Genomic DNA, 22,073 nt, shown 5'->3' with positions numbered 1-22,073 from the left:
GGGGGTTCAGGAATCGAGCGGTTCTGTGTGCTCTGGCGCCCCTGCCTTGGCCAGTTGGAAATCCATGTATTCGTAAGCGATCTGGTGCGCCTGGGCGGTATCGAACGCGTCTCCCGACAGCGCTCCGCGCAGCCACAAACCGTCAATCAACGCGGCCAGGCCCCGTGCCGCGCTGCGTGCCTGATCGACGGGCAACAGGCGGCGGAACTGGCAGCACAGGTTGGAATACAGACGGTGATCGTTGATCCGCTGCAACCTGTGCAAAGACGGGTGGTGCATGCTGGTGGCCCAGAAGGCCAGCCAGGTTTTCATTGCCGGGCCATTGACCTGGCTGGCGTCGAAGTTGCCTTCGATGATCACCTTGAGGTGAGCCCGCGGGCTCGAATCCTCCAGCGCATGACGGCGCGCGGTGACGTTCTCGCTCAGGACAGTCATCAGGTACTGGGCCGTGGCCGCGATCAGGCCGTTCTTGTCCTGAAAGTAGTGACTGATGATGCCGTTGGAGACACCGGCCAAACGGGCGATCAGCGCAATGCTGGCGTCCCCCATCCCGACCTGATCGACCGCTTGCAATGTGGCTTCGATCAATTGTTGGCGGCGGATGGGTTGCATACCGACCTTGGGCATCTAGCACATCTCCTTAGGCCTGCAGGCGGACGAGTGCAGTCCGTCATGGCGAGGGCCAGTCTATTTTGTTTTGATTGAACGTTCAATCAACAAAAACAAAGTTCTATGACAAGTCGTCGCTGTTTGTCGGGATTCCATGTGTAAATGGCGCCTGAAGGCACATGGAAACCCGCCGCGCAGGGGCGAGGACTTTTTCGGGATGTCTTTATAACACTCGTCGGTCGGTTGCCGAGCAAACGGTTGTGGCAAGGCTGAATGTCCGCACAAACAAAAACGCCGCGATCATCTCGCGGCGTTTGTGTGCGTGGGCTCAGCCCAGGTTCTTGCCGAGCAATGCGTGGTACAGCTCGCTGTCGCCCAGGATCCCGACGACTTTCTGGTTATCGTGGAGCACCAGTTTGTTGCCGGTCTGGTAGCGGATCTGCAACGCGTCGCGCATGCCGATGTTGGAGTCCACCAGGGTCGGACGCCGGCCCAGCTCTTCCACCGATTGGCCCGGTGCCCAGTTTTGCAAATCCAGGACCGCGCCGTTCTGCCGGGCGCCCTTGATGGTGTTGCCTTCGGCCAGGTCGAGCCAGGAGTCGCCGCCCGGATCCAGGCAGACCGAACCGTTGATGCGCTTGCAGTTGTCCAAGGTGCGCATCAGGCTGCGACCGCACAGGACGTTGAGTGGGTTGGTGTGGGCGACGAAGGTGCGCACATAGTCGTCCGCCGGGTTCAGCACGATCTCTTCCGGCTTGCTGTACTGGATGATCTTGCCGTCTTTCATGATGGCGATCCGCGTGCCCAGTTTCAGGGCTTCGTCCAGGTCATGGCTGACGAACACGATGGTCTTTTGCAGTTTGCGTTGCAGTTCCAACAGTTCGTCCTGCAAACCCTGGCGGATCAGCGGGTCGAGGGCCGAGAACGGTTCGTCCATCAGCAGGATGTCGGCGTCCATCGCCAGGGCGCGGGCCAGGCCGACCCGTTGCTGCATACCGCCGGACAGCTCGTCGGGCTTCTTGTTGCGCCATTGGGTCAGGCCCACCAGCTCGAGTTTTTCATCCACCAGCTTGCGCCGTTCCTTCTCGGGACGGCCCTGCATTTCCAGGCCGAAGCTGATGTTCTCGCGCACCGTCAGCCAAGGCATCAGGGCGAACTTCTGGAACACCATGGCGATGCGCTTGGTGCGCATCATCTTCAGCTCGGCGGGGGAGCAGGAGGCGATGTCGATCTGCCGTCCTTCATGCTCGACGAACAACTTGCCACGACTGACGGTGTTCAAGCCGTTGATGCAGCGCAGGAGGCTGGATTTGCCTGAGCCGGAAAGGCCCATCAAGACGCAGATCTCACCCTTCTCGATGGATAGGCTGGCTTTTTCCACGCCGACGATCAGGCCGGTCTGCTGCAGGATCTCGGGGCGCGAAAAACCCTTGTCCAGCAGGTCCAGCGCGGCCTTGGGACGGTTGGAGAAAATAACATCGACGTCCTCGAAACGAATGATGCTCATGCGTCACCCCCTACTTTAGCGTCGGGTTGTTTGCAGATTCGGTCGAGCATGATCGCCAGTAATACGATCGCCAGGCCTGCTTCGAAGCCCAGGGCGATATCGGCGGTGTTCAGTGCGTTGACCACGGGTTTGCCCAGGCCATCGGCACCCACCAGCGCGGCGATCACCACCATCGACAACGACAGCATGATGCACTGGGTGATACCGGCCGCGATGCTTGGCATCGCATGGGGCAGTTCGATACGCGACAGGAGTTGGCGGCGGGAGCAGCCGAAGGCTTTGCCGGCGTCCATCAGTTCGTCCGGAACGTCGCGGATGCCCAGGTAGGTCAGGCGGATGGGCGCGGCAATCGCGAACACCACCGTGGAGATCAGGCCCGGGACCACACCCAGACCGAAAAGGGTCAGGGTAGGAATGAGGTAGACGAAGGTCGGTACGGTCTGCATCAGATCGAGTACCGGCCGCATCATTGTGTAGAACATCGGCTTGTGCGCGGCAACAATGCCCAGCGGCACGCCGATCAGCACGCAGACCAGGGTCGCGAACAGCACCTGGGCCAGGGTTTCCATGGTTTCTTGCCAGTAACCCAGGTTGAGAATCAGCAGGAAGGACGCGATGACGAATACGGTCAGGCCCCATTTGCGCTGGATGAAGTGCGCCAATAGCGCGATGAGGCCGATCAGGGCCAGGGGGTTGAACCAGGTCAGCGCAAACGTCACGCCGTGAATCATCGTTTCCAGAAACAGCGCGATTGCGTCGAATGTGCTGGCGCCGTTTTGCGTCAACCATTCGACAAAGCCCGCGATGTACTGGCCCAAGGGTATTTTCTGATCAATAAGCATGGTAGTGAACGTCCGCATGCAAGGGAATAAACAGCCCGGGCGAGCGAACTCGCCCGGCATAACATAAGCAGTTATTGCGCAAGTTTGGCTTTCACGGCTTCCAGGCCAGGTTTACCGTCAATGGTGGTCACGCCAGCGAGCCAGGTATCGAGTACCTGTGGGTTTTTCTTCAGCCAGGCCTTGGCGGCGGCCTCAGGTTTCATCTTGTCGTCGAGCACGTTGCCCATCAGCTGGCTTTCCATGTCGACGGTGAACTCCAGGTTTTTCAGCAGTTGTCCAACGTTGCTGCATTCCTGGCTGTAGCCCTTGCGGGTGTTGGTCGCCACGGTAGCGGCACCGAAATCGGGGCCGAAGAAGTCGTCGCCGCCGGTCAGGTACTGGATCTTGAAACGCGTGTTCATCGGGTGTGGCGCCCAGCCGAGGAACACCACGTCGGTGCCACGCTTGGAGGCGCGGTCGACCTGCGAGAGCATGCCTGCTTCACTCGATTCGACGACTTTGAAGCCGGCGTCCTTCAGGCCGAAGGCGTTCTTTTCGATCATGCTCTGGATCAGGCGGTTGCCGTCGTTGCCCGGTTCGATGCCGTAGATCTTGCCGTCCAGCTCTTTCTTGAATTTGGGGATGTCGGCGAAGTCATGCAGACCTTTGTCGTACAAGGCCTGGGGCACGGCGAGGGTGTACTTGGCGCCCTTGAGGTTGGTGCGCACGGTTTCCACGGTGCCGGCTTCGCGGTAGGCCTTGATGTCGTTTTCCATGGTCGGCATCCAGTTGCCGAGGAATACATCCATGTTCTTGCCATCGGCCAGGGACTTGTAGGTCACCGGCACGGAAATCATGGTGGTCTTGGTCTTGTAGCCCAGCGCGTCCAGCACCACGCTGGTGGTCGCCGTGGTCACGGTAATGTCGGTCCAGCCGACATCGGAGAAGTTGACGGTGCTGCACTTTTCGGGGTCTGCAGCGTTGGCCAGCATCGGAAGACTCAGCATGGCGGCCAACAACAACGGCTTGGAACCTTTCATGGGTGGACTCCTGGTGTTTTATCGGCGGTGTCCGGTCAGGACAACCACGCTTAATTGGATGTTGCGGTTGGTGGCGCGTGGGCACTCTCTGACACGCGGCCTTGCAAACGAGCCGTAACCGATCATGTACCAGTGCAAATCTGACGCCTACAGGGTGGGTCGTATCCAGTACAGGGATGGTCGCATCCAGTGTCGGTGACGTCGTTTACAGATTTTTTCCGCCCCTGACGGGCCTCTGACACGCAGAAAAACGCCGCAGAAACGGGGTCAGGGACGGGCGGCGCTGGTGGGCATGATTGCGTCGGTGTCAGACGTCGGGCGCCCAGGCAAAAACCGGATGATGCGGCCATCCCGGCGTTGAGCGTAGCAGCTCCGTCACCGGACGCTCCTGCGCCCGGATGTGCCTGTTCTGGAGGTTATCGGCAATGGCAATCAGCGTTTTCGACTTGTTCAAAATCGGTATCGGCCCGTCCAGTTCCCACACCGTGGGCCCCATGCGTGCCGCGGCGCTGTTCGTTGAAGCGCTGAAGGCAAAGGCCCTGCTCAATGATGTGCGCCGGGTCGAGGTGCAATTGTTCGGTTCGCTGTCAGCCACCGGCATCGGCCACGGCAGCGACAACGCCGTGATCATGGGCCTGATGGGGGAGTGGCCGGACGCGATCGACCCGTCGCAGATCGGCCCGCGCATCGAGCTGCTGCGTGAAACCCAGACCCTGCTGCTCGACGGTCGGCTGCCGGTGCCGTTCGTGTGGTCCCGGGACATGCGCCTGATCGACGAGAACCTGCCATTCCATCCCAATGCGATGACGCTGGTGGCCGAGGGCGCCGACGGCGAGCTGCACCGTGACACTTATTACTCGGTGGGCGGTGGTTTTGTCGTCGATCAAGCCCAGGCCTCCAGCGGCGTGGTGGATCTGGACAGCACTGAGCTGCCTTACGATTTCTCCAGTGCCGAAGAGTTGCTTGAGCTGTGCCGTACCCACAACTTGCGGGTAGCCGAGTTGATGCTGGCCAACGAAAAGGTCTGGCGGTCCGAAGAAGAGATCCGCAGTGGCCTGATGAAACTGTGGCGGGCCATGCAGGATTGCGTCGAGCAGGGCCTCAAGCACGAAGGCATCCTGCCGGGCGGTTTGAATGTGCGTCGGCGGGCGGCCAAGTTGCACCGCAGCCTGCAAGAGTTGAACAAGCCCAATGTCATCGGCTCGACCCTCAGCGCCATGGAGTGGGTCAACCTGTTCGCCCTGGCGGTCAACGAAGAGAACGCGGCCGGCGGGCGTATGGTCACGGCACCGACCAACGGTGCGGCGGGGATCATCCCGGCGGTGCTGCACTACTTCATGAAATTCAGCGAAGCGGTCACCGACGCCAACGTCGTGGATTATTTCCTCGCTGCGGCGGCCATCGGGATCCTGTGCAAAAAGAACGCATCGATCTCCGGCGCCGAAGTCGGTTGCCAGGGCGAGGTGGGATCGGCCTGCGCCATGGCGGCGGCGGGCCTGGCGGAAATCCTCGGGGCCACGCCGGAGCAACTGTGCAACGCGGCGGAAATCGGCCTGGAACACAACCTCGGCCTGACCTGCGACCCGGTGGGCGGCCTGGTGCAGGTGCCGTGCATCGAGCGCAACGCGATCGCCGCGGTCAAGGCCATCAACGCCGCACAAATGGCCCTGCGCGGGGATGGCCAGCATTTCATCTCCCTGGACCGGGTGATCCGCACCATGCGTGACACCGGTGCCGACATGCATGACAAATATAAAGAGACCTCGCGCGGCGGCTTGGCGGTCAGTGCGGTGGAGTGCTGAAGCACGCATTGCCGGGGCTCTCTGTGGCGAGGGAGCTTGCTCCCGCTGGGCCCGGTAGGAGCTGGCGAAGCCTGCGATCTTTTGATCTTGATCTTTGGCTCTCGATTCAATGGGCTGTGGAAAGATCGCAGCCTCGCTTCGCTCGACAGCTCCTACCGGGCTGAGCGGGAGCAAGCTCCCTCGCCACGGGTTGTTCTTAAAATCGCTCACAAAATGCACATCCATCCTGAAACACGCCACCTTTTAGCGCGTCGCAAACAGACAAGCCCCCCGTTGTCGAGCCAGCCGCTCAATCGCGCTCGACCGTCCGTCACCCGCACCTGTGGTGCTACTCCTTGCGCTAGCCGCGCAGCCCAGTTCCCACAAGTGCTACCGAACTGCTCACAGCCTTCTGTGATCGGTACCTGCCGCCATTGATGGCACCTAAAACCCGGACGCGATGCACGCCTTATATAGACAGGCTGCGATGTCGTTTTCAGGATTTATTGAACACACATTCAATTTTAGGCATGGCAATTGCTCTATCCCGATAAAGCCCTGTCTCGCGCAAGAGAACGTGGCAATAACAAGAGCCTCCGCCTGAGGCCATCACCCGCTTTGTGTGAGGAGATACCGCGATGACGACGTCCAACTCCGGGGCCCAACCCCAGAACCGTGCGCCTCAATCCATCGGCTTTTTGCTGCTGGACAATTTCACGCTGATTTCCCTGGCGTCCGCGGTGGAACCGCTGCGCATGGCCAACCAGCTGTCCGGTCGCGAGCTGTATCGCTGGACCACCCTCACGGTCGATGGTGGCCAGGTCTGGGCCAGCGACGGTTTGCAGATCACCCCCGACGCTTCCATGCACAAGGCGCCGCCCCTGGACACCGTCATCGTCTGTGGTGGCATTGGCATCCAGCGCACCGTGACCCGTGAACACGTGTCGTGGTTGCAGAGCCAGGCCCGCCAGTCCCGTCGCCTCGGCGCGGTCTGCACCGGCAGCTGGGCCCTGGCCTGCGCCGGCCTGCTGGACGGTTTCGATTGCAGCGTGCACTGGGAATGCCTGGCGGCGATGCAGGAAGCATTCCCGCGGGTGTCGATGAGTACCCGCCTGTTCACCCTCGACCGCAACCGCTTCACCAGCTCCGGTGGCACCGCGCCGCTGGACATGATGCTGCACCTGATCAGTCGCGATCACGGTCGCGAGCTGTCGGCGGCGATCTCTGAAATGTTTGTCTACGAGCGTATCCGCAACGAGCAGGATCACCAGCGTGTGCCGCTCAAGCACATGCTTGGCACCAACCAGCCGAAGTTGCAGGAAATCGTGGCGTTGATGGAAGCCAACCTCGAAGAGCCGATCGACCTGGACGAACTGGCGGTGTACGTCGCCGTGTCCCGGCGTCAGCTGGAGCGGTTGTTCCAGAAGTATCTGCACTGCTCACCGTCGCGCTACTACCTCAAGCTGCGGCTCATTCGTGCGCGGCAACTGCTCAAGCAGACGCCGATGTCGATCATCGAGGTAGCCTCGGTGTGCGGCTTCGTTTCCACCCCGCACTTCTCCAAGTGCTACCGCGAATACTTCGGCATTCCACCGCGGGACGAGCGCGTCGGTTCCAACACCACGCAACAGGTGGCGATGATGCCGCTGCCGCAGGCGTTGGTGCTGTCGCCATTGTCCGGGCCGCTGTCGGCGCTGAGCCAGGCGCGTAATGAGTCGACGTTTGCCAGTGTGAGGCTCTAAAACCTCTAGCGCCTTCATCGCGAGCAAGCTCGCTCCCACAGGGCGATCGGCTGGGTGCAATAGAAAGTGTGCACACCAGGGATCACTGTGGGAGCGAGCTTGCTCGCGATTGGTTTTATCAGGCGCTGTGGTTTTGCTGGTAATTCATCAGCGCCGGCAACAGCTGCTTGTCGATTGCCTGGCGCACGGCCGGCAGGATGGTGGCGCTGCTGGTGTACATGTCCTTGACCATCCGCCGCAGTTCATTGGCGCGGGCCTGGTCCAAGCCCCGCACAGCGCACTCGCAGGCCTGCTCGGCGGTGGAGCCACTGGGTATCTGCAGTCCCAGGGCCTTGAGATGGCCCAGCAGGTCTTCCTGGTCGATCAAATCGGCGTGCATCATGACGCTTTTCCTTGTTCAGGGATTGGGGTCGTGTCTCGATTCTGGTAGCCACCCGAAGCGGCGGCAAGGGCAAATGGTCGCAATGTCACGAATGACTATGGAGGCGTCGTTTTCGGTTAACTTGCCCAGGCCTGGACTGGGCACACTGGCCCCAAGCTGAATCACGATGGTTTGGTCACCCTCGCGCGACAGCTCCTCCAGTAACGCAACCTGCCCCGATCCTGTCACGGCTTGATCGGGGATTTTTTTGTCTGTGACAATCAGGGAGTGATGGGTTGTTCGTCAGGACGCTATCGCGAGCAAGCTCGCTCCCACTGGGGTTGTGTCGTTCACGAAACCTAATGTGGGAGCGAGCTTGCTCGCGATGAACGATGACGCGGTCTACCTCTGCAACACCAGAATCCGCGACAACAATTCATCCCGATCCACATAACACCCCTGGAAATGCCGCGCGCCGGAAGCCGGGTCGAAGGCGTTGCGGGCATGGAGCGTGCGGCGGTTGTCGAAGCACCAGAGCTGGCCCGGTTCGAGGCGCTGCACCAAGCGAAAGTGTGGCTCGCGGGTCAGGGCGATGAAGCGGCGGTAGGCACGGTAAAGTTTGGGCATCTGCTCGACCGAGGTGTCGAACGGCCCGCGCAGGAAGTTCGCCATGCGGATTTCCGAGACCTGTCCGAGGGCATCCAGGGCGATGATCGGCGCCAGGCAGCGATAGTCGCTGCGGCGGTCCTTGTTGCGAAATTCCACCGGAATCCGGCACAGGGCGTCGAAGGCCTCGGGGTCTTCCCGGCGCAGGGCTTCGGCAATGGCAAAACCGTCGACAAAAATGCTCTCGCCACCGTCGGCGTCATTCACCAGGCAATGCAAGAACTGCAGCCCCGGCTGCAACTCCCGGGTCGGCAGGTCGGTGTGCAGTGGCAGGTTGAAAGCGGTGTAGGCGTTGCTGTCGGCATCGGCCTTGGACTGCACGTTGAACAGCACGCCGAAGTTGCTCTCGCGGATGAAGGCGATGCGTTGGGCCACCCGTTTCAGCGAACCGGGTTCGGTGGGCACGCCGCTTACTTGGGTCAAGCCGATGTCGCGCAGCGCCAGCAACCATTGCAGCAGCGCGTCGGTATCGTCCATCAGCGCCGGATAATCGAACACCGGCAGTGGCAGGTCGTGCCGCCATAGCTGGCGTTGGGGCTTGTTCGCCAGGCGCTCGGCCCGGGATTGATCGTCGTAGGCGTGGGCGCGCAACCAGCCCGGGTCAAAACGGCTCTGGTGGCCGTCCTGCCAGTCCACGCATAGGCAGCCTTCGTCGTCGAGGCGAATCGCGCCGGGGGCCATGTCCTCAGCGACATCGACGATTTCCAGCACCTGCTCGCGGGTGACGCTGTAGACGCATTGGGGGCAAGGGCAGTTGTCCCGTAACCATGGGTGATGAAAGGGGCTGGTCCGGCCATCGGCCCATGTGACTTGCACCCGGTCGGCCAAGGGGGTTGCGGCGGTCAACGCGAAGATCAGGGGATAACGGCGGAAGTCGGCAAAAGCGGCGGCGGTGTTCATGCGATCTCCTGTGCGGGGCTTATCGGGCGGGGGCAGGGCGATGACCCGACCGATGTAGGCTGGGGGCGGCAGGTCGGATTGCTCGTCCAGCAGGGCGTCGAGCCGGGCCAGGGTCTGCTCGGTGAAGGGCGCCGAGCGCGGGCCGGCCAGGTCGACGTGCAGCAGCATCTGTTCATTGCCGGCCAGTTCTTTATCACCACCAACCAGATGCAGGCTGTGGTAGAGGTGCAGGCGTTTGGCGTCGTGGCCGATGATCTGCGTGTGCACTTGCACCTCGGCCCCGAGTTTCACTTCGTGCAGGTAGTTGAGGTGCAGCTCGAGGGTGAACAGCGAGTGACCGCTGGCTTCGCGGTTCTGGCTGTCCAGGCCGAGCCGGTCCATCAGCGCGTCGGTGGCGTAGCTGAAGATCAGCAGGTAGAAGGCATCGCGCAGATGGCCGTTGTAGTCGACCCATTCGGGGAGGATGCGGGTTTGGTAGGTGGTGAGGGTGGGCATGATTCAGGTCCGACAATTGGGGTGACTGGGTTGGCGCTATCGCGAGCAAGCTCGCTCCCACAGGGATCTTCTGGGGGAAATAAAGAGCGTTCACACCGCGAAATCCTTGTGGGAGCGAGCTTGCTCGCGATGGGGCCAGGCCTGCTGGCCCCAGAACCAGGGTTTACTCTTCGAAAGCCATTCCATGCTTGGCCTTGGTGGTCTTCACCGCCTCCAGCACCGCCAGCAGGCAATCATCACGATAGCGCTCCAGGGCCGAGATGCTGTGGCTGCCCAATTGCTCGCTCGTGCCGTCCACCACATCGTCGATCAGCTTCTCGGTCAGCTCCGGCGCTGGCAGGTAGGTCCAGGGCAGTTGCAGTGCCGGGCCGAACTGGGCCATGAAGTGCCGCATGCCGGCATCGCCACCGGCCAGGGTGTAGGTCAGGAACGTGCCCATGAATGACCAGCGCAGGCCGGCGCCAAAACGGATGGCATCGTCGATTTCCCCGGTGGTGGCGACGCCGTCGTTGACCAGGTGCAGGGCTTCGCGCCACAGCGCTTCGAGCAGGCGGTCGGCGATGAAGCCGGGCACTTCCTTGCGTACATGCAGCGGCCGCATGCCGAGGGATTCGTACACCTGCATGGCCGCCTGCACGGCTTCGGGCGCGGTGTGCTTGCCACCGACCACTTCCACCAACGGCAACAGGTAGACCGGGTTGAACGGGTGTCCGACCACGCAGCGTTCGGGGTGGGTGCAACCTTCGTAGAACTCACTGGGCAGCAGCCCCGAAGTGCTGGAGCCGATCAATGCATTCGGCTTGGCGGCGGCGCTGATCTGGCCGTGCAGTTCGAGCTTCAGTTCCAGGCGCTCGGGGGCGCTTTCCTGGATGAAGTCGGCGTCGCGCACGCATTCTTCGATGGTCGCGACAAAGCGCAGTCGATCCTGCGAGGCGCCAGGGGCCAGGCCCTGTTTTTCCAGCGCGCCCCAGGCGTTGGCGACGCGTTTGCGCAATGCCGCCTCGGCACCCGGCGCGGGGTCCCAGGCGACGACGTCGAGGCCATGGGCCAGGGCGCGGCTGACCCAGCCGCTGCCGATCACGCCGCTGCCCAGGGCGGCGAAGGTCTTGATGTCGGTGATAAAGCTCATGGTGATGTCCTGAAAAAATAGTTCGGTGGTCTCCTGTGGGAGCAAGGCTTGCCCGCGATGGCGGCAGTAGATTCAGCAGGGATGTCGACTGACATACCGTCATCGCGGGCAAGCCTTGCTCCCACAGGTTGTGCCCCCCAATAGGGGAATGTGGATGTCGGCTCAGCCGCGCTGGGCCAGGCCCATTTTCTTGCGGCCTTCAGCCGGAGTGAGCACGCGCGCCCCGAGGCGGCTGAGGATTTCGCCAGCGCGCTCCACCAGTTGGCCGTTGGTGGCGAGCACGCCTTTATCCAGCCAGAGGTTGTCTTCCAGCCCGACCCGCACGTTGCCCCCCAACAGCACCGCCTGGGCGGCCATCGGCATTTGCATGCGGCCGATGCCGAAGCCCGCCCACACTGCGTCGGCTGGTAGGTTGTCGACCATGGCCTTCATGGTGGTGGTGTCGGCCGGCGCGCCCCACGGGATGCCCAGGCAGAGCTGGAACAGCGGGTTGTCCAGCAGGCCTTCCTTGATCAGTTGCTTGGCGAACCACAGGTGCCCGGTGTCGAAGATTTCCAGTTCGGCCTTGACCCCCAGCTCGGTGATCCGCTTGGCCCCGGCCCGCAGTTGTGCCGGGGTGGAGACGTAAATGGTGTCGCCGTCGCCGAAGTTCAGGGTGCCGCAATCCAGCGTGCAGATTTCCGGCAACAGCTCTTCGACGTGGGCCAGGCGGGTCAGCGGCCCCACCAGGTCGGTGTTGGGGCCGAACTCCATCGGTCGTTCGCCCGCACCAATCTCCAGGTCACCGCCCATGCCGGCGGTGAGGTTGACGATGATGTCCACGTCCGCCTCACGGATGCGCTCCATCACTTCGCGGTACAGCGCCACGTCGCGGCTGAACTTGCCGGTCTGCGGGTCGCGGACGTGGCAGTGGACCACGGTGGCACCGGCCTTGGCGGCTTCGACGGCAGCGGCGGCGATCTGTTTCGGGGTGACCGGCACGTGGGGGCTCTTGGCGGTCGTGTCGCCAGCACCGGTGAGTGCGCAGGTGATGATGACGTCGTGGTTCATGGTGCGGATTCCTTCAGGCGTGGTGAGTCACCGCGCAGCCGTATGGTGCTGCGCAGAGGGAGAACGGTTGGTCAGTTACTGGTGAGTTTCAGGTTGTCGGCGGCCGGCTTGCCGTCGAAGGTGGTCACGCCGTCGAGCCAGCGCTGCTTGTCTTGCGGATGATCCTTGAGCCATTGCCGGGCCGATTCGAGCGGATCCTTGTGATCGAGCAGCGGCTGCATCATCCGGCTCTCGTCTTCGGCGGTGAAGGTCAGGTTGCTCAGCAAGCGACCGACGTTCGGGCATTGCTCGGCGTAGTTCGGCGCAGTGACGGTCCAGACGGTGGCCATGCCTTCGTTCGGGCCGAGGGCGTCTTCGCTGCCGGTGAGGTAGGTCATTTGCACGTTGACGTTCATCGGATGCGGCGCCCAGCCAAAGAACACCACGGCTTCCTTGCGCCGTACGGCGCGGTCCACGGCGGCGAGCATGCCGGCTTCGCTGGACTCCACCAGTTGGAATTTGCCCAGGCCGAACTGGTTCTTGGCGATCATCGCCTTGATCTGGGTGTTGGCGCCCGAGCCGGGTTCGATGCCGTAGATCTTGCCCCCCAACTCTTTTTCGAATTTGGCGATATCGGCGAAGGTCTTCAGGCCCTTGTCGGCCAGGTAGGTCGGCACGGCCAGGGTGGCGCGGGCATCCTTGAGGCTGGGCTGCTCCAGGACCTTGACCTGCTTGGCTTCGACGAATGGAGTGATGGTCTGGGTCATCAGCGGGTTCCAGTAGCCCAGGAACAGGTCCAGGCGTTGGTCACGAATGCCAGCGAAGATGATTTGCTGGGAGGCGCTGGTCTGCTTGGTCGTGTAGCCGAGGCCGTCGAGCATCACTTGGGTCAGGGCGCTGGTGGCGATGACGTCGGTCCAGTTGACCACGCCCAGGCGCACGTTCTGGCACGCGGCGGGTTCCGCGGCCATGGCGGCGCCATTCATTAAGGTGGTAGCGCTGAGTGCAAGAACGCAGGAGCTGATCAGTCGTTTCATGTCGGGTTCCTCGGCAGCTTATTGTTATGGGGCCCGGTGTCTGTGCGCCGGTGATGCCAAGTTACGCAGCCCGAAGCGTGGCAAAACGCACAGCGGCGACGTGCTCTTGCACTGCAGCGACCTGCGCTCTTGAACGACGCTTGCAACTGGCGTATCAAGGTCCGCACGCTACCCGTCGACCGAGTGCGCTTCATGTCCCAGGATTTCTACTTCTTGTTGATGCCGGGCTTTTCGGCCATCGGTTTCATCTCGGCCATCGAGCCGTTGCGGGTCGCCAATCGTTTTCGTGGCGAGCTGTATCGCTGGCATGTGTTGAGCGTCGATGGCGGGGCGGTGCTGGCGAGCAATGGCATGTCGGTCAACGCCGATGCCGCGCTGGAGCCGTTGAAGAAGGGCGCGACCCTTTGGGTGGTGGCGGGATTCGAACCACTGAAGTTCGCCACCCCGGCCCTGGAGCGCTGGCTGCATCGGTTGGACAACGAAGGCGTGATCCTGGGCGGCATCGACACCGGCAGTGTGGTCCTGGCCGAGGCGGGGCTGCTGGAAGGGCATCGCGTGACCTTGCACTGGGAGGCGATCGAGGCGTTCAAGGAGTCTTATCCGCAGCTTGGCGTGACTCAGGAACTGTTTGAAATCGACCGTCGCCGCATCACTTGCGCCGGTGGCACCGCGTCCATCGACCTGATGCTCGACCTGATCGGCCAGGCCCATGGTTCGGAGCTGGCGATCCAGGTCAGCGAACAGTTCGTGCTCGGCCGCATCCGCCCGCGCAAAGATCACCAACGCATGGAAATCGCCAACCGCTATGGCATTCGCAACAAGAAGCTGGTGCACGTCATCGGCGAGATGGAAACCCACAGCGAACCGCCCCTGAGCACCTTGGCCCTGGCCGAGTCGATCAACGTCACACGACGCCAGCTCGAACGCCTGTTCCGCCTGCACCTGAACGACACCCCGAGCAACTTCTATTTGCGCCTGCGCCTGGAAAAGGCCCGGCAACTGCTGCGCCAGACCGACATGAGCGTACTGGAAGTGAGCATCGCCTGCGGCTTTGAGTCACCGTCGTACTTCACCCGCAGTTACCGGGCACGGTTCGCGCGTTGTCCACGGGAAGATCGGCGGCGGCAGGGGGATGGGCGGGAGGTGGTTTGACAGGCTTTTATACTCAATTATACTCGCGACTATAAATTATACCTGTCGCCATAATTGAGTATAAAACCATGTCCAAGCACCCTGGTTTTGTATTCCGGCGCCCTGATCTGGCCCGCAATATTGTCGATGGGCTGGTCGGCGCCGGGATCCAGGATTACACCTCAGGCCTGTTCCTGGCCGCGCCGAGACGTACCGGAAAAAGTACGTTCCTGCGTGAAGACTTGATTCCCGAGTGCGAAACCCGCGGCTGGCTCGCGGTCTACGTCGACCTGTGGGCCAACAAGGAGAAAGACCCTGCCGACCTGATCGCTTCGGCAATCGCCGGGGCACTGGTGCCTTATGAAAAGGGGATCCGCAAGCTGGCCAAATCCATGGGCATCGACAAACTCAGCTTCTTGCGCACGTTGTCCTGGGATTTCAGCCTGCCGCAACTGCCCGAAGGGGCGACGCTGACCCAGGCGCTGGAGTTGTTGCACAGTGCGGCCGGTAAAACCGTGGTGCTGGTGATCGACGAAGCTCAGCATGCGTTGACCACCGAGGCCGGGGTCAACGCCATGTTCGCCCTCAAGGCTGCCCGCGACCAACTCAACCAAGGGCGCGAGGGTGATACCAGCGGCCTGCGCCTGGTGTTCACCGGCTCCAATCGCGACAAACTCGCGCACTTGGTACTCAGCCGTAACCAACCGTTCTACGGATCCAGCATCACCTCGTTCCCATTGCTGGGTAAAGAGTTCACCAAAGCCTACGCTGCCCATTTGAACGCGCATCTGGCCCAAACCAATCAGTTCAATGCCGATGACTTGGACCAGGCCTTCGAGTTGGTAGGGCGCCGCCCTGAAATGCTGCGCAGCGTCATTGGCGAAATTGCCTTGGAACTGGGTGAGGCGAGCCACTTGGGCGAATTGCTGCGCAACAGCGCGCAAATGCTCCGTGCTGGCGTCTGGACCGAGTTTGAAAGTGCCTGGAACGCCTTGACGGTGCCGCAACGGGCAGTGCTGCAGGTCATGGCCGAGCGCTCGCAAAACAACGAACCCTTTGCGCCCTTCACCGATTCAACGCTGGACGCCGTGGGCAAGGTGCTCAGGAGCATGGGCAGCGAAGTCGTGCCTGGCACCCAGACCATCCAATCCTGCATCGACGCGCTGCGTGACAAGGAACTGGTGTGGAAGTCCAATCGCGGTGGTTACGCCTTGGAGGACAAAGCGTTTGCGGATTGGTTGAAGGGGTATCGCAAGCAACATTGAACCTGGGAATACATTCTGTGGCGAGGGAGCTTGCTCCCGCTGGGTGACGCAGTCGCCCCAAACCAGGCGCCATGGTGCAACAGGTGAACCCTGCAAACCGGTTTACGACTGCTGCGCAGCCGAGCGGGAGCAAGCTCCCTCGCCACAGGTATTGTGTTCGGCTGGAAAAGGTCTATTTCTTCATCAATGCCGAGCACGCCGCCTTGTACGCCTCGTGCTGATACTTGTTCAGCGTCGCCGGCAAGGCGAAGTCATGTTTCTTGTGCTGCGCGTTGAGGGTCTGCGGTGACAGCAGTGTCACCTCGCAGCCTTCCAGCAACTGGAAAACCCCTTCAATCTTGAACGTGGTCGGTCCGCCGGCGAACTCGCCTTTCTTGCTGCGCTTCTTGATGGCGATGCGTTCGATGCCATTCTCGACCACGAACGCCCGTACCTGGGCGGCAAACGCCTTGACGTTGGCGGCTTCGTCATCGTCGTCCAGGGCGATTTTCTTGGTGTTCAGCGCGATGTGAGTCAACGCCTGCTGCTCCAGCGAGGCAACGGCGATGATCGCTTCGCTGCCTTTGATTTCGATGCCGCAAATGATCATTGGAACCCTTGATGCCTGGAGGTGTGGAGTTGCAGTTTATCCATCTTGGTCTGGAACGCCGCGGTGATTTTTTCATTTGCGGCCCACTCAGTTCATGCTTTGGCGCAGATCGAGCATGATCTTGTCGAAGTAATCGACCCGGATGACGCCGAAGCGGGGGTATTCGAAGTCCAGGATCACATACAGCACGCAGACCATGACCGCCGCGTAACCCAGGCTGTGCAGCCAGTTGCGCCGCTTTGTACCGGCCATGCCATAGCCGATCAGCAGGGCGCTGATCAGGGCCATGGTCACCAGCATCAGGTAGATGACCAGCGGTGGGTGGGTTTCATGGGCCACGGCGCGGGTGGTGGTGATATCGATCATTTCATTTTGTGCCTGCAGCACACTGACCCCCAGGGTTGGGGTGGGCATTTGCTGCAGGGCGGCGATCGTGCGTTTCCAGATGGTCTGTTGCAAGTCACTGGCACGATCATGGGCGGCTTCGTCGAGTTCGTCTTCGCGCAGATCGCGGTAATACTCGATGCGGGCGTCGACGTAATCCTTGAACGCCTGGCGCACGGCCGGTTGCTCGCTGGCCGGTAGCAGGTCCAGGCGTAGCCAGGCGGTGCCCATGGCATTGGTTTCGGCAACGATCAGCGCGCGCCGTTGATCCAGGCGCGTGGCTGCGCCAGAGAAGGTAAAGGCAATCAGCAGTGCCAGCAGGCCGAACACTGCGCCTTCTATTGCCCCAATGCCTTGGCGGGCGCCCTCCGGGTCTTGGGCCAGGTGACGGTTGCCGATCCGGCGACCGGCCTCGATGCCCGCCACGATGGCGATAAAAATAGCTAACCCATATAAAGGCAAGGCGGTAAGAGAGAGCATATGAAAATCCCTTGATAGGCAATAACACCGACTAACGTGAGCGCCTGTCATGAGCTGATCCTAAGCCCTCCTTTCGCTTCGGATACTGTCAGAGTTAACAGTATCTGAAGCCTAATGTCTGTTGGGATATCCCCGTAGGCCTACAGTTCCAACTGGTCAGCATGGATACCAAAGGCAGCGGCAATTTTCTCTCGAGTAGCCCGGCGAGGCTTTGCGACCGATTCCTGCTGGGCAAACGCCGGTTGAGAAATACCCAGTCGCCTGGCGACTTCATCCTGAGTCAGGTTCAAGTGTTCGCGCCAGGCGCGGATAGGCGTAGCGCCGTCGACGATACGGCTGACCACTTCGTGAGGGATCAGATCGGGTTCCAGTTTTTGCGCAACGTATTGTGCGTACGGAATGACCACAAATGCCGGGTTTCCGTCTGCATCGTTGATGATCTGAATATCAGTAGGTGCGTTCATCGCGTTTCTTGACCTCTTGAATGCTGACGACCTTGATCGCCCCGTCCCAATCGAACATGACTCGGTAGTTGCCTACCCGCAGGCGGTACGCATAGTCATGACCGACAAGCGCTTTGACGTTGACCACGTCAGGCATCTGGGCGAGCGCCGTAACGGCATCCCGAACTTGGGCCTGATGGGCTGAGTGCAATTTCAGAAGCTGCTTAACGGCTTTTCTGGTCCAGTGGATAGTGTTCATGGAAAGAATATAAGTCTTTTATAAGATTTGCGAATCCTGACTTATATTCTTTCCGGGGCCAACGCGTGAACGATGTCTGGATATTGCTCCGTGGATAACCCTTTACTCCTGCCCAATCGACTCCAAAAACTCCGACCGATCATCGCTCACCTGGGCCATGCAGTCGTTTTCGGCGATCTTGTAGGCTTCGCTACCGGGTTTGGCTGGGAAGGCGGCGATGGCGCAGTCGGCGTCGCGCTGTTTTTGCCACAGTTGTTGGGCGGCCTTGACCTTGGCGGTGATGTCGTTGAGCTGGGCCTTGTCGCTGGCGTAGCGGGTTTGCAGGCGCTCGTTGAGGCTCTGCAGGTTTTCGTTGAGCAGTTGTTCGGCGGCCGTCTTGCCGTAGGCCGAGCAGGCCAGGGTCTGGACGTCGTTTTCAACTTCGTCGCAGGGATTGGGCTCGGTGTCTTCGGTTGCGTGTGCCAGGGTGCTGATCAGTGCCAAAGCCAGGAAGATTGATTTCATCGCGTTGCCGCTCAAGTCCAGTGAAAACCAGTGATGCGGCGGATTCTGGCGCAACCGTCGGGTAAAGAACAGACGGGCAGGGTGGGCCTGTCGTAGCCCATTGTCGTGGATTGACGCTTTCGGCAATTCCCCTGTCGTTTTTGCACCGGGTCGCGACGGCCCTCAGGCATATGCTGGCCCCAAAGCGCCGGCACACGATTCGGCGCATGAATCGCTGACAAAAGGGGACTGCCTGATGAGCCCAGCCGAATTGCACGCCGACAGCATCGTTATCGACGGGCTGATCATTGCCAAGTGGAACCGCGACCTGTTCGAAGACATGCGCAAGGGCGGCCTGACCGCAGCCAACTGCACCGTGTCGGTGTGGGAAGGTTTCCAGGCCACCATCAACAACATCGTCGCCAGCCAGAAGCTGATCCGCGAGAACAGCGACCTGGTGATTCCGGTGAAAACCACCGCCGACATCCGTCGCGCCAAGGAACAGGGCAAGACCGGCATCATCTTCGGCTTCCAGAACGCCCACGCCTTCGAAGACCAGCTCGGCTACGTCGAGATCTTCAAGCAGTTGGGCGTCGGTGTGGTGCAGATGTGCTACAACACCCAGAACCTGGTCGGCACCGGTTGCTACGAGCGCGACGGCGGCCTGTCGGGCTTCGGTCGCGAGATCGTCGCCGAGATGAACCGTGTCGGCATCATGTGCGACCTGTCCCACGTCGGTTCCAAGACCTCCGAAGAAGTCATCCTCGAATCGAAGAAGCCGGTGTGCTATTCCCACTGCCTGCCGTCCGGCCTGAAAGAGCACCCGCGCAACAAATCCGATGAAGAGCTGAAGTTCATCGCCGACCACGGCGGTTTCGTCGGCGTGACCATGTTCGCGCCGTTCCTGGCCAAGGGCATCGATTCGACCATCGACGACTACGCCGAAGCCATCGAATACACCATGAACATCGTCGGTGAGGACGCCATCGGCATCGGTACCGACTTCACCCAGGGCCACGGCCAGGATTTCTTCGAAATGCTGACCCACGACAAGGGCTACGCCCGTCGTCTGACCAGCTTCGGCAAGATCATCAACCCCCTGGGCATCCGCACCGTGGGCGAGTTCCCGAACCTGACCGAGACGCTGCTCAAGCGCGGCCATCCTGAGCGGGTGGTGCGCAAGATCATGGGCGAGAACTGGGTCAACGTGCTGAAAGACGTCTGGGGCGAATAATCGCCGCCGCATCGCTAATCCTCTACCTGCGGCCCTCTGCGCCGCAGGCAATACCACGAATTTCCGGAGTCAAGTTTTCATGGCCAAGATCGCCCCGCAACTGCCTATCGAAGTCGACAGCGAAACCGGTATCTGGACGTCCGACGCCCTGCCGATGCTGTACGTACCGCGTCACTTCTTCGTCAACAACCACATGGGCATCGAAGAAGTGCTGGGCGCCGACGCCTACGCCGAGATTCTCTACAAGGCCGGCTACAAATCCGCCTGGCACTGGTGTGAAAAAGAAGCCGAATGCCACGGCCTGGAAGGCGTCGCAGTGTTCGAGCACTACATGAAACGCCTGTCCCAGCGTGGCTGGGGCCTGTTCAAGATCCAGGACATCGACCTGGATAAAGGCACCGCCAGCGTCAAGCTCGAGCACTCGGCGTTCGTCTATGTGTACGGCAAGGTCGGGCGCAAGGTCGACTACATGTTCACCGGCTGGTTCGCCGGCGCCATGGACCAGATCCTCGCCGCTCGTGGCAGTTCGATCCGCACCGTGGCCGAGCAGGTCTATGGCGGTTCCGAAGAAGGCCACGACGACGGCCTGTTCATCGTCAAGCCGTTGTAAGTCGAGGATCGCGCCATGGCTTTTGAAGCAATGTTCCAGCCGATCCAGATCGGCAAGCTGACCATCCGCAACCGCGTGCTCAGCACCGCGCACGCCGAGGTCTACGCCACCGACGGCGGCATGACCACCGACCGGTACGTGAAGTATTACGAAGAAAAGGCCAAGGGCGGCATCGGCCTGGCGATCTGTGGTGGCTCGTCGGTGGTTGCCATCGACAGCCCGCAGGAATGGTGGAGCTCGGTGAACCTGTCCACCGACCGCATCATCCCGCACTTCCAGAACCTGGCCGACGCCATGCACAAGCATGGCGCCAAGATCATGATCCAGATTACCCACATGGGCCGTCGCTCGCGCTGGGACGGTTTCAACTGGCCGACCCTGATGTCGCCGTCCGGCGTGCGTGAGCCGGTGCACCGTGCCACCTGCAAGACCATCGAGCCAGAAGAAATCTGGCGGGTGATCGGCAACTACGCCCAGGCGGCACGGCGTGCCAAGGCCGGTGGCCTGGACGGCGTCGAGCTGTCCGCCGTGCACCAGCACATGATCGACCAGTTCTGGAGCCCACGGGTCAACAAGCGTACCGACGAATGGGGCGGCAGCTTCGAAGGCCGCATGAAGTTCGGCCTGGAAGTGCTGAAGGCCGTGCGCGCCGAAGTGGGCGACGATTTCTGCGTGGGCATGCGCCTGTGCGGCGACGAGTTCCACCCGGACGGCTTGTCCCACGAGGACATGAAGCAGATCGCCAAGTACTACGACGACACCGGCATGCTGGATTTCATCGGCGTGGTGGGCTCGGGTTGCGACACCCACAACACCCTGGCCAACGTCATCCCGAACATGAGTTATCCACCGGAGCCGTTCCTGCACTTGGCCGCCGGTATCAAGGAAGTGGTCAAGGTCCCGGTGCTGCACGCGCAGAACATCAAGGACCCGAACCAGGCCACGCGGATCCTGGAAGGCGGTTACGTCGACATGGTCGGCATGACCCGTGCCCACATCGCCGACCCGCACCTGATCGCCAAGATCAAGATGGGCCAGATCGACCAGATCAAGCAGTGCGTGGGCGCCAACTACTGCATCGACCGTCAGTACCAAGGCCTGGACGTGCTGTGCATCCAGAACGCCGCGACGTCCCGTGAATACATGGGCGTGCCGCACATCATCGAGAAGTCCACCGGGCCCAAGCGCAAAGTGGTCGTCGTCGGTGCCGGCCCGGCCGGGATGGAAGCGGCGCGTGTGGCCGCCGAACGTGGGCACGACGTGACCTTGTTCGAGAAGAAGGAATTCATCGGCGGGCAGATCACTACCGCCTCGAAAGCCCCGCAACGGGACCAGATCGCCGGTATCACTCGCTGGTTCCAACTGGAACTGGCGCGGCTGAAAGTCGACCTGCGCCTGGGCGTGGCGGCTGACGCGGCGACGATCATGGACCTGCGTCCGGACGTGGTGGTGCTGGCCGTCGGCGGCCATCCGTTCCTGGAGCAGAACGAACACTGGGGCGCCGCCGAAGGGCTGGTGGTCAGCAGCTGGGATGTGCTCGACGGCAAGGTCGCGCCGGGCAAGAACGTGCTGGTCTACGACACCATTTGCGAGTTCACCGGCATGTCGGTGGCCGACTTCCTCGCCGACAAAGGCAGCCAGGTCGAGATCGTCACCGACGACATCAAGCCGGGCGTGGCCATTGGCGGGACTTCGTTCCCCACGTACTACCGCAGCATGTACCCCAAGGAAGTGATCATGACCGGGGACATGATGCTGGAGAAGGTCTACCGCGAAGGCGACAAGCTGGTGGCGGTGCTGGAGAACGAATACACCGGCGCCAAGGAAGAACGCGTGGTGGACCAGGTGGTGGTGGAAAACGGCGTGCGGCCGGACGAAGAAATCTACTACGCGCTCAAGGAAGGCTCGCGCAACAAGGGCCAGATCGACGTCGAAGCCTTGTTCGCGATCAAGCCCCAGCCGTGCCTGGAGCAGAGCGGCGATGGCTACCTGCTGTTCCGCATCGGTGACTGCGTGGCCCAGCGTAATACCCACGCGGCCATCTACGACGCCCTGCGGTTGTGCAAGGATTTCTAACG

At 61.4% G+C, this 22,073-nt stretch carries 21 protein-coding genes and 1 pseudogene; 7 read left to right on the top strand and 15 right to left on the bottom strand.

Annotation, left to right across the window (positions count from 1 at the left end):
* Window positions 1-6 precede the first annotated feature (6 nt).
* The 4 genes from betI to ACZ5M5_RS28425 form a co-directional block, all read right to left on the bottom strand.
* Complete coding sequence (gene betI, locus ACZ5M5_RS28440) at window positions 7-627, bottom strand: transcriptional regulator BetI (protein WP_060740267.1); 621 nt, start codon at window positions 625-627, stop codon at window positions 7-9.
* A gap of 310 nt (window positions 628-937) precedes the next feature.
* Complete coding sequence (gene choV, locus ACZ5M5_RS28435) at window positions 938-2,116, bottom strand: choline ABC transporter ATP-binding protein (protein WP_060740268.1); 1,179 nt, start codon at window positions 2,114-2,116, stop codon at window positions 938-940.
* Complete coding sequence (gene choW, locus ACZ5M5_RS28430) at window positions 2,113-2,958, bottom strand: choline ABC transporter permease subunit (RefSeq protein WP_060740269.1); 846 nt, start codon at window positions 2,956-2,958, stop codon at window positions 2,113-2,115. The genes choV and choW overlap by 4 nt, the downstream gene beginning before the upstream one ends.
* 71 nt (window positions 2,959-3,029) lie before the next feature.
* Window positions 3,030-3,977 (bottom strand): choline ABC transporter substrate-binding protein, encoded by a 948-nt coding sequence (locus ACZ5M5_RS28425; RefSeq protein WP_060740270.1) that lies wholly within the window; start codon window positions 3,975-3,977, stop codon window positions 3,030-3,032.
* Window positions 3,978-4,402: 425 nt separating this feature from the next.
* Between ACZ5M5_RS28425 and ACZ5M5_RS28420 the strand changes: the two genes are divergently transcribed.
* Together ACZ5M5_RS28420 and gbdR are read left to right on the top strand one after the other, a co-directional pair.
* A complete protein-coding gene (locus ACZ5M5_RS28420; protein WP_192262743.1) occupies window positions 4,403-5,779 on the top strand; it encodes an L-serine ammonia-lyase in 1,377 nt (458 codons plus the stop codon).
* A gap of 617 nt (window positions 5,780-6,396) precedes the next feature.
* Window positions 6,397-7,500 (top strand): choline metabolism transcriptional regulator GbdR, encoded by a 1,104-nt coding sequence (gbdR, locus tag ACZ5M5_RS28415; protein ID WP_060740272.1) that lies wholly within the window; start codon window positions 6,397-6,399, stop codon window positions 7,498-7,500.
* Window positions 7,501-7,618: 118 nt separating this feature from the next.
* Here gbdR and ACZ5M5_RS28410 read toward each other — a convergent pair whose 3' ends face one another.
* The 6 genes and pseudogenes from ACZ5M5_RS28410 to choX all read right to left on the bottom strand — a co-directional run bounded on the left by ACZ5M5_RS28410 (window position 7,619) and on the right by choX (window position 13,117).
* Window positions 7,619-7,882, bottom strand: a complete 264-nt coding sequence (locus tag ACZ5M5_RS28410; protein ID WP_060740273.1) for a hypothetical protein — start codon at window positions 7,880-7,882, stop codon at window positions 7,619-7,621.
* 381 nt (window positions 7,883-8,263) lie between these two features.
* Window positions 8,264-9,427 (bottom strand): gamma-butyrobetaine dioxygenase, encoded by a 1,164-nt coding sequence (locus ACZ5M5_RS28405; RefSeq protein WP_060740274.1) that lies wholly within the window; start codon window positions 9,425-9,427, stop codon window positions 8,264-8,266.
* A 27-nt stretch (window positions 9,428-9,454) separates the two neighbouring features.
* Window positions 9,455-9,922: pseudogene (locus tag ACZ5M5_RS28400) on the bottom strand (thioesterase family protein); the annotation flags it as partial.
* Window positions 9,923-10,085: 163 nt separating this feature from the next.
* The gene (locus ACZ5M5_RS28395) at window positions 10,086-11,051 is read right to left on the bottom strand and encodes an L-carnitine dehydrogenase (RefSeq protein ID WP_060740276.1); all 966 of its coding nucleotides are present in this window, start codon (window positions 11,049-11,051) and stop codon (window positions 10,086-10,088) included.
* 162 nt (window positions 11,052-11,213) lie between these two features.
* Entirely contained in the window at window positions 11,214-12,101 is an 888-nt protein-coding gene (gene cdhC, locus ACZ5M5_RS28390; RefSeq protein ID WP_060740277.1) for a 3-dehydrocarnitine:acetyl-CoA trimethylamine transferase CdhC, read from the bottom strand.
* A 71-nt stretch (window positions 12,102-12,172) separates the two neighbouring features.
* Entirely contained in the window at window positions 12,173-13,117 is a 945-nt protein-coding gene (choX, locus tag ACZ5M5_RS28385) for a choline ABC transporter substrate-binding protein (RefSeq protein ID WP_060740278.1), read from the bottom strand.
* A 192-nt stretch (window positions 13,118-13,309) separates the two neighbouring features.
* On the opposite strand from choX, the gene ACZ5M5_RS28380 reads away from it, so the two are divergent.
* Both ACZ5M5_RS28380 and ACZ5M5_RS28375 read left to right on the top strand, forming a co-directional pair.
* A complete protein-coding gene (locus ACZ5M5_RS28380) occupies window positions 13,310-14,269 on the top strand; it encodes a GlxA family transcriptional regulator (protein ID WP_060740279.1) in 960 nt (319 codons plus the stop codon).
* 68 nt (window positions 14,270-14,337) lie between these two features.
* The gene (locus tag ACZ5M5_RS28375) at window positions 14,338-15,513 is read left to right on the top strand and encodes an AAA family ATPase (protein ID WP_464738279.1); all 1,176 of its coding nucleotides are present in this window, start codon (window positions 14,338-14,340) and stop codon (window positions 15,511-15,513) included.
* Between the two features lie 172 nt (window positions 15,514-15,685).
* Here ACZ5M5_RS28375 and ACZ5M5_RS28370 read toward each other — a convergent pair whose 3' ends face one another.
* The 5 genes from ACZ5M5_RS28370 to ACZ5M5_RS28350 all read right to left on the bottom strand — a co-directional run bounded on the left by ACZ5M5_RS28370 (window position 15,686) and on the right by ACZ5M5_RS28350 (window position 18,172).
* Window positions 15,686-16,102, bottom strand: a complete 417-nt coding sequence (locus ACZ5M5_RS28370; RefSeq protein WP_060740281.1) for a DUF3010 family protein — start codon at window positions 16,100-16,102, stop codon at window positions 15,686-15,688.
* An 87-nt stretch (window positions 16,103-16,189) separates the two neighbouring features.
* Window positions 16,190-16,966, bottom strand: a complete 777-nt coding sequence (locus ACZ5M5_RS28365) for a bestrophin-like domain (RefSeq protein ID WP_060740282.1) — start codon at window positions 16,964-16,966, stop codon at window positions 16,190-16,192.
* 140 nt (window positions 16,967-17,106) lie between these two features.
* Window positions 17,107-17,430 carry a helix-turn-helix domain-containing protein gene (locus ACZ5M5_RS28360; RefSeq protein WP_103309265.1) on the bottom strand — a complete coding sequence of 108 codons (324 nt, stop codon included), beginning with the start codon at window positions 17,428-17,430 and terminating at the stop codon, window positions 17,107-17,109.
* On the bottom strand, window positions 17,414-17,668 hold the full coding sequence (locus ACZ5M5_RS28355) for a type II toxin-antitoxin system RelE family toxin (RefSeq protein WP_060740284.1): 255 nt from the start codon (window positions 17,666-17,668) through the stop codon (window positions 17,414-17,416). Before ACZ5M5_RS28355 ends, ACZ5M5_RS28360 begins: the two co-directional genes overlap by 17 nt.
* Before the next feature lie 102 nt (window positions 17,669-17,770).
* Window positions 17,771-18,172, bottom strand: coding sequence for a lysozyme inhibitor LprI family protein (locus tag ACZ5M5_RS28350; RefSeq protein ID WP_103309267.1), 402 nt, complete (start codon window positions 18,170-18,172; stop codon window positions 17,771-17,773).
* Between the two features lie 235 nt (window positions 18,173-18,407).
* Here ACZ5M5_RS28350 and ACZ5M5_RS28345 point away from each other — a divergent pair, with 235 nt between their 5' ends.
* From ACZ5M5_RS28345 to dgcA, 3 genes are all read left to right on the top strand, one after another.
* The gene (locus tag ACZ5M5_RS28345; protein WP_030139307.1) at window positions 18,408-19,385 is read left to right on the top strand and encodes a dipeptidase; all 978 of its coding nucleotides are present in this window, start codon (window positions 18,408-18,410) and stop codon (window positions 19,383-19,385) included.
* Between the two features lie 79 nt (window positions 19,386-19,464).
* Window positions 19,465-19,995, top strand: a complete 531-nt coding sequence (locus ACZ5M5_RS28340) for a DUF5943 domain-containing protein (RefSeq protein WP_025215877.1) — start codon at window positions 19,465-19,467, stop codon at window positions 19,993-19,995.
* Window positions 19,996-20,010: 15 nt separating this feature from the next.
* Window positions 20,011-22,071, top strand: coding sequence for a dimethylglycine demethylation protein DgcA (dgcA, locus tag ACZ5M5_RS28335; protein ID WP_060740286.1), 2,061 nt, complete (start codon window positions 20,011-20,013; stop codon window positions 22,069-22,071).
* Window positions 22,072-22,073 lie beyond the last annotated feature (2 nt).

This window comes from Pseudomonas sp. Van50, assembly GCF_055390755.1.
The sequence above is the reverse complement of the archived record's forward strand: the minus strand, read 5'-3'. Positions and strand labels throughout refer to the sequence as shown.